Below are 13101 nucleotides of genomic sequence, written 5' to 3' on the forward strand. Positions count from 1 at the left end.
TCAGTATGTCTCCGGTTCAGGCCCTGGTAGCCAGGGGTCGGGTGAGAGCGGCTGCGCGACATCGTGATCTTCGACCACGTCTTCGGTCAACTGCCCGGACGGGTCGTGCCACCAGTCCGTGTCGTCAGCCGCCGGGTCCACCGGGGTGACGAGATCCGCCTGGTCGGGCACCAGATCCGCGGATTCGATCCGCTCCGCGTCCGGGTCGAGCGCCCGCGCCAGCGCCGCGGACCACACCGCCCGCGGGGGTGCCGGCGGCTCACCGAGCACCCCCTGTTCCGGCTCCAGCGGATCGCTCACGAGCGGTGCCCCAGCAGTGCCCGGCCGACGAGCAGGACCGGCAGGACGACGTACGGCCGCTCGACGAGCCACGACACGACGTCCGGGAGCCGGCCCGAAACCGGAAGCGGCGCCGGCTCCGCGCCGGGCATCTGAGCGGGTGGTCGGTCGCAGACGAGGGCCGCGTTACCGGAGTCCGCCCAGGCGTCGGCCAGGACGTCCAGCGGAACCTCCATCCGGTTGCCGTCGCCGGTTCCGGGGTCGGAGAGGATCGCCACGCCGCGGTCGACGTCGATGCCGGTCAGGACCACGGCGTGATCGGCGCCGGCCTCGTCCTCCCGGCCGTACCAGATCTCGTCGCCGTCCACCGCCAGCATCACCCGCCGTCCCTCCGCGAGGTAGTCCGCCAGTGCCTCGACCCCGATGCCGATCTGGATCTCGGCCGGTACGCCCGCATCCTCCAGCAGCGCATGCGCGCCCTCGATGCCCATACCGGGCACCCCGTCCGGCCCGACCTCGAACAGGCGAAGCTCATTGGCGCGAGCCACGAACGCGGATTCGTCCGCATGATGTACGCCGGTGTACTCCGACACGATCTGCGCGATGCTGGCCGGCACGCAGTAGCCGTTGGCGGACTGCTCGAACCAGTGCTCGGCGTCCCCGGCCGGGTCGCCGACGAGGCTGCCCTCCACCACCCAGCCGGCACCGCCGGCGGGCGCCACCCCGGCTGCCTCCTCGCCGTACGGCTCCCCGGACAGGTCGGGCAGCAGCCGTACCTCGTCGATGTCATCGTCGGGCAGTGACGGCAGCAGCGTGTCCGCCCAGCTGTGGTCGTCAGTCATCGGTGGCTCCCTGCGTGTTCTCCGGTCGTCGCGAGTCTGATGCGCCGAATCCCGCCGATGTTCCCGGCGCCGCCAGCGAATCGAGTTCGCGCTCGACGAGGTCCCGTTGGTCGGTCACGGCCTCGAGGTCACGCTCCAGCGCGGCCAGGCGGTTCCTGCGGTCGGCGGCGGAAGCCCCGGCCGCGTTCTCGGCATCGGCCACGATCACCTCGATCCGCGCGATCTCCGCCTCCAGGTGGTCCTCGACGGCGATCATCAGTTCCGGACGGCACTCGCGGATCGCGGAGTCCACCGCGGCGACGAGGTCGCCGCGCAGCGCCGAGACGGACTCGGTGAGGGCGATGTCGAGCTTCTGCCGGCCGACGCGCAGCTTGCGGGCGCCCAGGGTCAGCAGGAACCAGGCGCCCCCGAGCACCAGGCCCACCGGCCCGCCCATCGCGGACGTCCCGGCCAGGCCGAACTTGCCGGCGAGGCCCGCTCCCATGAGTGCCGAGTTGGCGATAGCCGGATCGAACCCGCCCCCACGCGGATCCAGGTTCCGGCGGCCGGGGGTCAGGACGACCTCGACCCCGGCGGTCACCGGTTGCAGCGTCGCGACCGCGGCGTCGACGCTGCCGAACAGCTCCGCGGCGGCCGCCACCAGGTCGTCGCGTAACCGGTCGGCGACGTGTGCCGCGATCAGGAGGAACTCGCTGTTCAGCTCCGCGAGCACGGTGGCGGCGCCGGCCTCGGTGACACCGCTCCACTCCCGGCTGATCCGCAGCCGCCAGCGGTCGCGCAGCTCGTCGACGAGCCGGGTGATGTCGCGGACGGCGGATTGACGCACCCGGCCGAGGTCGCGTTCCAGGTCGAGGCGCCAGCGGCGTTTGCGGGCGCGCAGTAGCTCCAGCGCCGCGCGTTCGGCGTGGACCGGATCGCCGTTGCCGGGCATCGCGGTGAGCGCGCGGCGGTGACCGTCCAGCTGCCCGGTGAGCCGGTGCAGCCCGGACACCGCGGTGCGCAGCACGTTGGCCAGCCCGATCGTGCGGGCATCCGACTCCCGTCCGCGGAGCACCTCGGCCAGTGCCGCGATGTTCGACTCCTGCTCCAGCAGCGGCTGGATCTCCGGGTCCTCGACCTCGCGTGACTCGGCCGCCAGCGTCGCCGAAACGGCGAGCATCGGCGTGTCGGCGAACCGGGGGGCGTGCCGGCGCAGCAGCGCCTGGTTCGCCGCCACGATCTGCCGCCCCGAGTCGGCGTAGCGGTCGGCCTTGGTGACCGCGAACACCACCGTCTCCACCTGCTCGGCCGCCTCCGCCAGGAACCGCAGCTCCGGAGCGGTGAGAACCTGCCCGGCGTCGGTGACCATGAGAAGCACACCCGCGCGTGCGGCCGCCCACCGGGCGAGGCGGCTGTGCGCCGACTCGATGCCGCCGACGCCCGGGGTGTCCACCAGCGTGATGCCGGGCAGCCAGCGGCTGACCGCCGCCACCTCGGCATGAACTGGCGCATCGGGGGAGTCGCCGGGGCCGGCACCCAGAAGAGCCACGGCCTCCTCGCGCGGCACCTGCCGCCGCCCGGCCGGACCGGTCAGTGCCCAGCCCTCATCCGGCAGCTCCTGCGACGGCGGCACCACGTGCAGAAACGTTCCGGCCGGGACGTCCGCGCCGATCGGGGACACGTCGCGGCCGGTCAGCGCGTTGACCAGCGAACTCTTGCCACGCCTCACCTCACCGACGACGACGATCACGAGCCGGTCGCTCGTCGCCTCGGCCAGTGCGGCGTCCAGGCGCGCCAGATAGTCGTCCAGCTTGTGCTGTTTGAACAGTTTTCGGGCGCCGATGATCGCGCTGTGCTGGTTCCGGGTCACGGCGAGGCGGGACGACTGCACACACGCTCCCTGGCTGGTGGCGGAGATGCTGGTCAGGCCCCGCGGTGGAAAGGATGGTGCCACGAGCACCGCTGCCGGTCGAAGGCGGATCCGGTCAGCGTCCGGCCCACCGCACCCGCAGCCGGAACCAGGACCGCCGCAGCAGGAAGTAGAACTCGGCGGCGAACCAGTTCCGCACCCGCAGCGCCAGCAGCAGCAGCGGGACCGTCGTCAGCGGCGTAGCCACCGCCCGCAGCCCGGAGCCCGATCCCGGTGCCGGATCAACGACGATCAACAACCCACTCAGCGCGATCGCGGCCAACCGCAGCACCGCGACCCCGAACGTCACCCGCCACAGATTACGGCGGATCAGCGTACGGGCCGCCGGTGCCAGCCGGCGCAACCGCCACCGCAGGAACACCACGGCCGCGGCCACCCCGAGCAGCACCGGCGCCACGGCGAGCAGCACACCCGCGGTCCCGGCCACCTGCTCCCGGCACGCGGCAGCCACGACGACCGCGACGACCAACGGCACCGTCGCCGCATCGGTCAGCAGCCACAGGGCCCGGCGGGCACCCGACGTGGCGGTGCGCAACACGTCCGTGTCGTGCGGGGCGGCACGCAGGGTGTCGCCGAGCAGCGCCGACGAACGCAGCGCCCGGCCCCGGTCGGAATCGACGGCGCCCAGCCGGTGCAACGCGACGGTGCTCTCCGGATCCAGCGCCAGGGCCGCACGGTAGGCCTGCCGGGCACCACGGAAGTCGGCCATCCGCCGTAACACATCGCCCGTCACCAAATGCACGATCGGTTCCTGCGGAGCCATCCGCCGGGCGCGGTCCGCGGCCGCCCCCGCTGCCACGATCCGGGCTGTCCCACCGGCCGCGAGCAGCGCCTCCGCCAGCGTGACGTCGTTGCGGAAGTCGTGCGGGTCGAGCCGCCGCGCTTCGGTGGCGGCGTCGATGGCCGCACGGGTACGGCGCAGCTCCAGCAACGCCATGGCCCGCTGGCGATGGACGGCGGGATCGGCCGGGACGAGCGCGGCCGCCTGCTCGGCGACGCTGAGCATCTCGTCGTACCGGCCGGCCTGGTGCAGGCAGTAGGCGAGCGCCCGCAACGCCGCGACATCGCCGGGATCCTCGGCGAGCAGCCGCCGCAGCACCGGCACGGCGGCGCTCGCCCGCCCGATCTGAGCCAGGTGCAGAGCCTGGCGGATCTGGACGGCCGATTCCGGGTGAGCACCCGTCACCGCTGTTCGGCCTTTTCGCCGTACGCGACCGGCCCGGCCTCGATCCCCGCGGCCGGGCTGGAAACCAAAACGTCCTCAGTCATGATCGGCGCAGGGTACCCGGAGGCCGGTGCTGCGCTGGCCTTTGCCAACGAAGTCTGTCCGAGTGCCACTCGACCTTTTCCACAGCGAAGCGAACCGGTGACGGCACCGCTTTCCGGCGCGGAGGCACCACGCCGACTCCGACGGCCTGTTGCGAGCCTCTCCGCCATTTCGACTGCAGTAGCGACTGCGCGGCGATGTGCGCGGATGGACCGGGCCCCTGACTTATCTGTGGGACGTCCGCCAGCCGTCGTCTAAGGTTCGCTGTTTATGGGAACGACCTACGAAACTCTGCTGGTCGCCGCGGATTTTGACGCGACCTTGGATGCGCTGTGCGACCTCGGGGTCGTCGGGTTCCTGGTGCCGCTGACCGAGAATCGGGTGGCGGTGCTGCCTCCACCGGGCGAGAACTCGGACACCGCTCCGGTCCGTCGGATCGGCGCGGAGCTGAGCGTGGCCCTCAACTGCATGACGCTGGCCATGTCCGTCTTCGACTCAGACCTCGTCAGCTGTTACGTGATCCGTGACGGCGAGGAGATCCACTCCTACTTCTCCCGCACGGACATGCTGGTGAAGTGGTACGAGGAGAACGGCGAGCTGGTTGCGGAGCTGGACGGCATCGTCTACCCGGCCGACCACGAGTTCGCGAAGGGCCCGAGAGGCGACGATCCCGAAATGTTTGCCCCGTTCGCGGTCGGCCCGCCTGACCTGGACGCCATCGCCGCTGCCCTGCGCGACCAAGGCTCCTACGCGTTCACCATGGTCGAGGACCAACACTACGAGATCCTCGAGGCTCTTGGGCTTCCGGCTGGGGCGCTGACCACCTCGTACTGGGGCTTCTTCCCCGACGAACACCCGGGCGCTATCGAGCTGGTGCTCGACGAACTGGACTGATCAGTGAAACCGGTCGACGGCTTGTCACAATGCCGTTCGACCAGTGAGTCGACCGCCACCTCACCCGGCTGGCACACGCGGAAAGGCGGCAAATTCGGATACCCGGCCAGCGTTTCGCATCAGGTGCCGAGAATCAGCCTCGCTCGGGCTGTGGCGAGAAGCCGCAGGCCGGGTAGCGCGGCCTGTTCAGCCCGTCGAGCGGCGGCGCGGTCGGCCGCAAAAGCCTTTCGGTGTGCCAGCTCGTCACCCCGCAGCGTGTCACGCGCGGAGCCGCCGGCAGGAAACAGCACCCTGCGTCCGATCTCGAGAGCCCGCCCGGAAACCCAGTACTCCTGTACCCGTTCCGCCAGTTCGGTCAGCGCTGGACCAAGATCCGGAGTGGGCAGACCGGCGAGGTAACGGTCTTCGTGGAACGACAGCTCCCAGCCGGGCCAGAGCTGTGGCCACCGTTCCCGGGTGCCGCAGAGCGGCCTGATCGTCCAGAGCTGCGCGAGGCGGCGCGAGGTGTCCAGATGTAGGCCACCGAGCGGCACATGGTCGGGGGCGGTGATCGGCTCCCGGCTCGTAAGCAGGTCGATCAGCCGTACACCGTGTTTCCATGGTGCGTCGGCGTAACCCGGCAGCGCCCAGAGGACGCCGTCAACGGTGACCAGATAGCCCGCGTCGTCGGGATCGATGGGCGGCTCCTCGGGCGGGTCTAGATCGTGCAGGGTTTCCGGATTGACGCCGACATAACGCGCAAGGTCAGCCAGGCCGTCGTAGGCCCACTCGATCCGCCAGCCCGGCCAGGTTCGCGACCAGCCATCGAGCATCGCCAGCCGCCACTCATACGCCGCCTTCGTTGAACTCAGCCACGGCAGCTCGGTAAAGACGAGCATTACCTGCCTGTCGACGTCGAGCACCACACCGCCCTCGCACAGAGTGTCACCCAGCCACTCCTGCCCCTCATCCGGGTCAGACTTTCGCGCGTGCTCGTCCAGCCACGCCAACACCAACTCCGGCCCGACAGCGACGTGGTAGTCCAGCCCGTAGCCGTAACCGCCCCCGAAGATGGAGTTACGGACTTGGCCGTCTCGTACCACTATGTAGTGCACCCTGCTACCCACAACCGATGATCATAGTTGCCATGCCTTACCGCTATTTGGACGACGAGGAGTGGATCGGCGGCAGAGGAGACGTCTAGAAATTGCGAGGATGACGCACTCTCATCGGCACGATCGGACGTCCACGGCCCGCGGCTCCGGTGACTCACGTAGTGTCCGATCGGCGGCAGGACTCAATGCCTGCTGTGCGCTGTCCGATCCATCGTCCTGACGACTGCTTGACCTCAACACGGGTTGAGTTCTTAGCGTCAGTGGCATGCACGGGACCGATAGCGAGGAGCGGCCAATGGAAGAGATCACGCAACGGGTGGCGCTGGACGACTCGACCTTTCGTACGACTGCGACGAAAGTCGCTGCGGATCTGGCGGCGCAGTTGCAACGAGGCGGAGACGCCTTGGACGCCGACGTCTACGACGCCTGGTTCGCCGCCGACATACTCTGGGGCAGTCCTTACGGAGCGACTCTGACAGGGTTCGAGGGGTTGAACGCGATTCACCACCGATTGATGAGCCAGTCGGCGCCGCTGACCGCGCCCCCGGCGCCGGCCTCACGGTTCGAAGTCGTGTCGGTCCTGGCGCCCGCGCCCGGCGTCGTTGTGGCGCATATCCGCCGTCAGGCACTCGCTGTGGACGGCTTTTCCGAGATGGCCCTCTACGTGCTGATCGAACGCGAAGGCCGGTGGTGGCTGGCCGCCGCTCAAAACACGCCGGTCAGGCGAACGGACAGCACGCTGCCCGCGTCTCCCGCCAGCTGAACCATCGGTGTCGGTAGTTGTGGCAACGCACTCACATCGGCGAAGCCGGGTGGCGGACGCCCGGACCCACCACCACCGGGAGTGACCGCTGGCGAGGCAGTGCCGCAGTCCGAACACTAACGCTGTTACATGTTCGCTTGGCCTGTGCCGCTCAGGTGCCCTGTCGGCGGAGAACGCCGAACCGGCGAAGGGATCATCCACCTTCAACCGAGTCCGAGGGCGAATAGGCCAGCGGCCGGGGTCACCTTGCGCGTGGTCCCGGCCGCCGGCTCCTCGGATCAGCCCAGGTCGAACTCGCCGTCCTTCGCGCCGCCCACGAACGCATTCCACTCCGCCGTGGTGAAGATCAGCGGCTCCCTGTCCGGGTTCTTCGAGTCGCGGACCGCGATCGCCTGCCCGACGACCGCGACCTCTACACAATGTCCGGCGGAGCCAGACCGGCTGCTCTTGCGCCAGCCGGCGCCGGCCAGGTCAGCCTCGTCGACCTGCATCCCCTTGACCTCGATCACGATGTACTCCTCTCCTGCCCGGCCGGTGCGGCCGGGAAGCTCAGCCGCCGCCCGGCAGTGCCCAGAGCTCGGATTACCCGGACCACGGCGGCGCACTCTGCGGACCAGCCACATGGGTGAGGGTCAAGTCGACGGATACGCCAGCGGGGGAGCATGAACCGCCACCTGTCGAGGCTTCGGTGTCCGCCGCGCACGGGGATCGGGTCGCGCGGATCAGTCACGGGCCGCCGCCGACGCGAGATGGAGGCGGTAAATGGCGTTCTCGCCCTCACCGTCGTCGAGCGGCGCGAGGGCGAGCTGGTCGGTGGGGACCCGTCGCACGTACCCGAAGCCGGATCCGCTGTCTATCCACACCTCGGCCCAGCCATCGGTCGGCAGAATGCGCGGGCCCACGGCCAGGAGCGGCGGGGGCACCGTGTGCGGCTCAGGCATGGCGAATCAGCAGCCCCGGTGCGGGGTTGCCGTGCGTGCCCCGGCAGATGCCGCACAGGGCGCGGGTGGCGTCTCGTGGCGGTGGGCTGGACATCGGCGTGTAGAGGTGCGGGCCGTATTCGACCTGCTCCACCACCACGTGCGGCGTGTCGTCGACGTTGCCGCACGGACACCAGCGGTGGCTCGGGTAGTCCGTGATCGCCCGGAGCACCGGTAGGGCCGCCCGGTTGCCGTCGCCGGCCTCGCGGCAGTGCGGGGCGTGCAGTACGACGCCGGGTGGGTAGTCGCGTCTCATGTCGCCCGTCTCGTCTGCGCCCGCACCGGGTCGGGTACGGCCTGGCCGTCGTCGAGGATGCGCCGGACCGCGGCGGACCGCTCGGCGGCCTCACGCCGAGCGGCGTCACGCTCGGCGTGTGCGGCGGCGACACGGCCTCGCCAGCACGCACGGCGGATGATCTCTGCTATCACGCTCGCCTCCCCGGGGTTCAGGGAGCGGTGGGCCGGACAGCCTTCATGTGGAGACGGCCCGCCGCTCACGGGCAGCGGCGGGTGATCACGAACGTCTCACCGTCATGCAACAACCCGCCGCCGCTGCGATCGAAGCTAAGGGCGGGCAGTTAGGAGCAGGGGCACAATTTGTGCCCCTCGCTCATGCGGCCAGCAGGCCGATCTTGACGGCGAGTTCGGATGCACGCCGACGCCGGGCCGGGCTCTTGGACTCGGCCTCTTCGAGGACGATTCGTTTGGCGAAGCCGTTGTACTTGATCGTCTCGGGCGCAGCCTCGTGCGCCTTCTCCAGGGTGGCCAATGCGACGTCGGGCTGTCTGTCGAGTTGGTACCCCCGCGCCTCCTCGACCCGGTGCCGGGCGCGCCGCGGACGAGACGGGATGATCACCGCGTCTGCCGCCGCAGACTGCCGAACCGACTCGCCGCCCTGGCGCAGTTCCACGGCCACCGTCACCGCGTGCGCCCCCATGATCGCCCGCGAGTACGAGGTGACCGGATGGTAGTACGCCTCCGGCAGCCGGTCAGCCATGGCGCGGGCGGTTTCCCAGTATCGCCACGCGGTGCCGGTCGCCCCGCGTCGAGCAGCCGTGTACCCGGCCTCAAAGGTGAGAGCCCCCGTAATCGCCAGGACATCGGGTGACGCGTCCTGGAGTAGAGGCTCAAGGTATCTGAGCGTCTCCAGGTTCACCGCGTCGGCGGCATCGAAGTGCGCCGGCCCCGCGTCGCGGTGCGCCTGGGTGGTCAGCCACGCGGCCACGCCGATCGCGTGCGGGTCCTCGGACTCCTGGGCCGCGATCAGGCCGCGCTCAACCATCCGCCACAGCAGGGCGGCGTCTGGCTGGTAGGCCACGAAGAATTGGCTCAGCGAGTAGACCTCAGCCAGCACGGCCTGCGCCGCCCGACGTGCCGGGCCCGTGTCGGCCTGCCGGACGGCGATCTGTGCGTCCCGGATCAGTTCCGGCAGCAACGCCCCGACCACCTCACGGTGGTTGGGAGCCGAGTGCCGTGCCGACCACGCGCGCGCCAGCCGAGCCCGAATGTGGGCGATCGATGACGCCTTTTGAACGGTGGCGACCGGAAAAGCATCCACGGCCGCTTTGACGGCCGCGAGGCGCGGATGACCGGGGCCAGCGAACAGATCTACGTGGAGCGACTGGTCGCCAGTGAGGTCGGCCAGATCGCGCACCCGAAGCGACTCGGCGAGGGCGAGGATGGTTTCCAGCTTCGGCGTTCCAAGGCGGCCAGTCTCCACTCCCTTGACCCACGACCCGGACTTGCCAACCAGACCGCCGAGCTGGTCTCGGGTGAGACCCTTGCGCGTGCGAAGGATCTGAAGTCGCTGCCCGAATGCCAGCGGATCGATGTAGGGGTCCGGAATGTATTTGTCCATTGGGCGCTCCCTGGTAGAGGACAGGGTGCGGCGGCCGGCCTCTACACCGACCGCCAACATCGACGGTACGCCATGACCAACGATCTGCCGGGCTGGTCGCGACGTAGCCGTTCGGATCGTCCTTGGGCCTACCCGCCCGCCGCGCCTCCTCGGCCGCTGTCTGCCGGTTTCACCGATTTGGACGGGCCCGGATCCGGTGCTGCCGACGGGGAAGGCGACGGTGACGTGGAACCCGATGGGGTGGGTTTCACCGGCGCAGTGGGTAGCGGCTGTGACTGCACCGTGCGTTCGGGGAGATCGAACGTCCAGCCCTGTTTCTTCAGCTTCGGGATCAGCCGGGTCAGCGCCGCGACGGTCTGGTCCCGCTCGCCGCCGCCGTCGTGTATGAGCACGACCGCGCGGGGTTGCAGCTGTTTCTCGATCCGGTCGGCGATCACGTCGGCGCCGGGCAGCAGCCAGTCGTCCGGGTCGACGACCCAGCCCAGCGGAGTGTGCCCGAGGTCGGTGCCGGCCATGGCCGATTTACCCCACGAACCGAACGGCGCACGGAAGAACGGCACCGTGACACCCGGTACGGCCGCGGCGATGGCGGCGTCGGTGCGGGCGATGTCGGCACTGGCCGCGGCCGCGGAAAGCTGACCGAGGTCGTCGTGCTTCCAGGAGTGGTTGCACAGCACGTGACCTTCGGCGACGATCCGGCGTACCAGCTCCGGGTATTTCTGCACCTCCTCGCCGACCACGCAGAACGTCGCCCGCACGTGATGCTCGGCGAGCAGGTCGAGCACCTGGGCCGTGTAGGGGGAGGGCCCGTCGTCGAAGGTCAACGCGAGCCGCTGGCCCTTGCCGGCGGTGCGGACGACCGGGATGCCGCGGCCGGGTTTGTTGTCGGAGTCCTTGTCCTTGTCCGTCGGCTTCTTGCTCTCCTTCGACCGCCCCGCGTCGCCGACATCGGTACGCCCGACATGGACCGGCTTCGGAAGCGCGGTCTTCGGAAGGTCGTTCAGGGCGACCTGGGTGAAGTCCCGCCAGAGCTGGGCCGGCAGGGTCCGTCCCTCGATCGCTCTACCCACACGGTCGCGGATCGGCCCCGGCCGGGCCTTGCCGATCCACACCGCCGATGCGAGCTCGGGCGTGTAGCCGACCATCCACGCGACCTGATTGTCCTTGGTGTCGCCCCACTGCTGAACACCGGACTTGCCTGCCGCGGGCCGGTTCGGCACCGCGCCGTCGCCGCGCATCACGGCACCGAGCACGGCGGACACGTCGGCGGCGGCACTGCTGTCCAGGACCCGCTTCGAGGCGGCGGTGACAGTCCAGACCTGGCGCCCGTCGGGTGCGGAGACGTTCTCGACGAAATGCCGGTCGTGCCGGACACCACCGGAGGCGAAGGTCGCGTACACGCTCGCCAGATCGTCCGGAGCGACCGCGTACCGCCCGATGGCGATGTCCGAGCGGGTCTTGCCGGGAGTCGGCTCGCCCTCGGCGTCCACCAGGGACCGGGCGCCCGCGTACTTTCGCTGGACACCGAGGTCGTACGCCATCGCACGGACCTTGTCCGCCCCGATCTTCTCCGTGACCGCATAGAACGGGGTGTTGAGGGATTTCACCATCGCCTGTTCCAGCGTGCAGACCGGACACTGCTGGTTCGCGGGGTTCTCCAGCGGCACGCCGAGACGGCCGGTGAACGTTCGCGGCGACGTGCCGTCCCACCGCGACAGGTACCCGATGCCCTCACGCAGCGCCGCGGCCAGCACGATCGGCTTGAACGTGGACGCCGCGGGGTACGCCGCCGAGGCGTAGTCGAAGAAGCCCCGCCCCTCGGCGCCGCCGTAGTATGCGCGGACCCCTCCGGAACCGGGGTCGACCGCGACCAGCGCGACCTGCAGGTCCTTCGGCTGCCCCGCCAGATGGCCCGTGACCTGGGAGACGGCCGCGTTCTGGGCGACCGGATCCAGCGTGGTGACGACCGACAGGCCCTGTGTGTGCAACGCCCGCGAGGTGATGCCGTGTGCGGCCAGTTCCTGCTCGACCCGGTCGATGACCAGGCCGTTGGCTCCGGTGTCGCGCGCCGGGCCCGGGCTCACCACGGGATAGTCGGGTACGGCGTCGAGCCAGCCCAGCTCACGCTCCGACTTGATCACCCAGTTCCACCTGGCCCGTGCCGCCTCGCCGTCGTTCGCCGGGTCGAGGTTGTACGGATCCCTGATCACCGAGGCCAGCACCGCACCCTGCGCGGCGGTGAGCCGTTCCGGGGCGATCCCGAAGTAGGCGTAGGCGGCCGCCGCGATCCCGTACGCGCCTCGACCGTAGTAGATGGTGTTGAGGTACCGCTCGAGGATCTCGTCCTTGGAATACTCGCGCTCCAACTGGACGGCGAGCGCGAACTCCTTGCCCTTGCGCTCCACCGAGACCTCCTGGGTCAGGAACGCGTTACGGGCGTACTGCTGGGTGATGGTCGACGCACCCTGGTGGCCACCGCTCACGTTGGCGACGACGGCACGCAGCACACCGCGGACCGAGACGCCGTGATGCTCGTAGAAGTCGCGGTCCTCGGCGGCGAGCACCGCGGAACGGACCTCCGCGGGCACAGCCGACAGCGGCACGTCATTGCGGTTGGTGGTCCCGACCCGGGCCAGGATGGTACGGCCGTCGCGGTAGTACAGCGTCGACGCCTGCGGCTCGGACGGATCGGTGGGCAGCGGGACCGACCGCACGTACGCCTCAGCGGCCCCGGCCGTCGCGGCGCAGAAGAGAACCACGACGATGACCACCCTCGTCACTATCCGTCGCCATCTGCTTCCCCCGCCTGCAGTTTGTACATTCTCCACGCCCACTGGACGCGGCCAGCACCATGATCCGTGGTATCGATTTATCAACTACTTTGCGTGCTCGAATCACCACATTCACATCTATTGGCGGCGACCTGGTGTTTCGTAAAGGTTGCCTGATCAGCTTATGAATCTTGTCACTTTCCGCCCAGTGACCTCGAAAGGCCGACATGTACAGACCGTGAGCAGGTCGGCACCGCTGTCGGCGCCGGCCGCCTCCGTGACCTACGGCGCCATGGTTCCCGAGGACGTTCCGCCGATGGCCGGGGCCGCATCGGGGTTGTGCGTTTCCCCTTATATTCAAAAATTGCCATGTAACGATGGCCTTGGGGTCGGGTGGGACGCCGAAGCTTAATGAACGTTCGAGTGGCCCATGACTGGCTCCCC

Annotated in this window: 13 protein-coding genes; 2 read left to right on the forward strand and 11 right to left on the reverse strand. The window is 69.6% G+C overall.

Features of this window, described 5'->3' with window-relative positions:
- The 4 genes from KZ829_RS06745 to KZ829_RS06760 all read right to left on the reverse strand — a co-directional run bounded on the left by KZ829_RS06745 (nt 1) and on the right by KZ829_RS06760 (nt 4216).
- Nucleotides 1-300, reverse strand: a complete 300-nt coding sequence (locus KZ829_RS06745; protein ID WP_220142977.1) for a hypothetical protein — start codon at nt 298-300, stop codon at nt 1-3.
- Nucleotides 297-1121 carry a C39 family peptidase gene (locus KZ829_RS06750; protein WP_220142978.1) on the reverse strand — a complete coding sequence of 275 codons (825 nt, stop codon included), beginning with the start codon at nt 1119-1121 and terminating at the stop codon, nt 297-299. Before KZ829_RS06750 ends, KZ829_RS06745 begins: the two co-directional genes overlap by 4 nt.
- On the reverse strand, nt 1114-2991 hold the full coding sequence (locus KZ829_RS06755; RefSeq protein ID WP_220142979.1) for a dynamin family protein: 1878 nt from the start codon (nt 2989-2991) through the stop codon (nt 1114-1116). The genes KZ829_RS06750 and KZ829_RS06755 overlap by 8 nt, the downstream gene beginning before the upstream one ends.
- A 94-nt stretch (nt 2992-3085) precedes the next feature.
- Nucleotides 3086-4216 (reverse strand): tetratricopeptide repeat protein, encoded by a 1131-nt coding sequence (locus tag KZ829_RS06760; RefSeq protein ID WP_220142980.1) that lies wholly within the window; start codon nt 4214-4216, stop codon nt 3086-3088.
- 351 nt (nt 4217-4567) lie between these two features.
- Here KZ829_RS06760 and KZ829_RS06765 point away from each other — a divergent pair, with 351 nt between their 5' ends.
- A complete protein-coding gene (locus KZ829_RS06765; protein ID WP_220142981.1) occupies nt 4568-5191 on the forward strand; it encodes a hypothetical protein in 624 nt (207 codons plus the stop codon).
- A 119-nt stretch (nt 5192-5310) separates the two neighbouring features.
- Here KZ829_RS06765 and KZ829_RS06770 read toward each other — a convergent pair whose 3' ends face one another.
- Complete coding sequence (locus tag KZ829_RS06770; RefSeq protein ID WP_220142982.1) at nt 5311-6285, reverse strand: hypothetical protein; 975 nt, start codon at nt 6283-6285, stop codon at nt 5311-5313.
- A gap of 295 nt (nt 6286-6580) precedes the next feature.
- Between KZ829_RS06770 and KZ829_RS06775 the strand changes: the two genes are divergently transcribed.
- Entirely contained in the window at nt 6581-7048 is a 468-nt protein-coding gene (locus tag KZ829_RS06775) for a DUF4440 domain-containing protein (protein ID WP_220142983.1), read from the forward strand.
- 278 nt (nt 7049-7326) lie between these two features.
- On the opposite strand, the gene KZ829_RS06780 is transcribed toward KZ829_RS06775, so the two are convergent.
- The 6 genes from KZ829_RS06780 to KZ829_RS06805 form a co-directional block, all read right to left on the reverse strand.
- A complete protein-coding gene (locus tag KZ829_RS06780; RefSeq protein WP_372453841.1) occupies nt 7327-7557 on the reverse strand; it encodes a DUF397 domain-containing protein in 231 nt (76 codons plus the stop codon).
- 213 nt (nt 7558-7770) lie between these two features.
- Complete coding sequence (locus KZ829_RS06785; protein ID WP_220142984.1) at nt 7771-7989, reverse strand: hypothetical protein; 219 nt, start codon at nt 7987-7989, stop codon at nt 7771-7773.
- Nucleotides 7982-8284 (reverse strand): hypothetical protein, encoded by a 303-nt coding sequence (locus KZ829_RS06790; protein ID WP_220142985.1) that lies wholly within the window; start codon nt 8282-8284, stop codon nt 7982-7984. Before KZ829_RS06790 ends, KZ829_RS06785 begins: the two co-directional genes overlap by 8 nt.
- Nucleotides 8281-8457, reverse strand: coding sequence for a hypothetical protein (locus KZ829_RS06795; protein WP_220142986.1), 177 nt, complete (start codon nt 8455-8457; stop codon nt 8281-8283). Before KZ829_RS06795 ends, KZ829_RS06790 begins: the two co-directional genes overlap by 4 nt.
- Before the next feature lie 181 nt (nt 8458-8638).
- Nucleotides 8639-9886, reverse strand: coding sequence for a helix-turn-helix domain-containing protein (locus KZ829_RS06800; protein WP_220142987.1), 1248 nt, complete (start codon nt 9884-9886; stop codon nt 8639-8641).
- Nucleotides 9887-10014: 128 nt separating this feature from the next.
- Nucleotides 10015-12657, reverse strand: coding sequence for a transglycosylase domain-containing protein (locus tag KZ829_RS06805; protein ID WP_308285365.1), 2643 nt, complete (start codon nt 12655-12657; stop codon nt 10015-10017).
- Nucleotides 12658-13101 lie beyond the last annotated feature (444 nt).

It is taken from the genome of Actinoplanes hulinensis (assembly GCF_019429605.1).
GTDB lineage: Bacteria > Actinomycetota > Actinomycetes > Mycobacteriales > Micromonosporaceae > Actinoplanes > Actinoplanes campanulatus.

Coding starts and splice junctions, on each gene's coding strand:
- KZ829_RS06750 (WP_220142978.1), bottom strand. CDS start 1,121: ATGACTGACGACCACAGCTGGGCGGACACGCTGCTGCCGTCACTGCCC.
- KZ829_RS06765 (WP_220142981.1), top strand. CDS start 4,568: ATGGGAACGACCTACGAAACTCTGCTGGTCGCCGCGGATTTTGACGCG.
- KZ829_RS06775 (WP_220142983.1), top strand. CDS start 6,581: ATGGAAGAGATCACGCAACGGGTGGCGCTGGACGACTCGACCTTTCGT.
- KZ829_RS06785 (WP_220142984.1), bottom strand. CDS start 7,989: ATGCCTGAGCCGCACACGGTGCCCCCGCCGCTCCTGGCCGTGGGCCCG.
- KZ829_RS06790 (WP_220142985.1), bottom strand. CDS start 8,284: ATGAGACGCGACTACCCACCCGGCGTCGTACTGCACGCCCCGCACTGC.
- KZ829_RS06800 (WP_220142987.1), bottom strand. CDS start 9,886: ATGGACAAATACATTCCGGACCCCTACATCGATCCGCTGGCATTCGGG.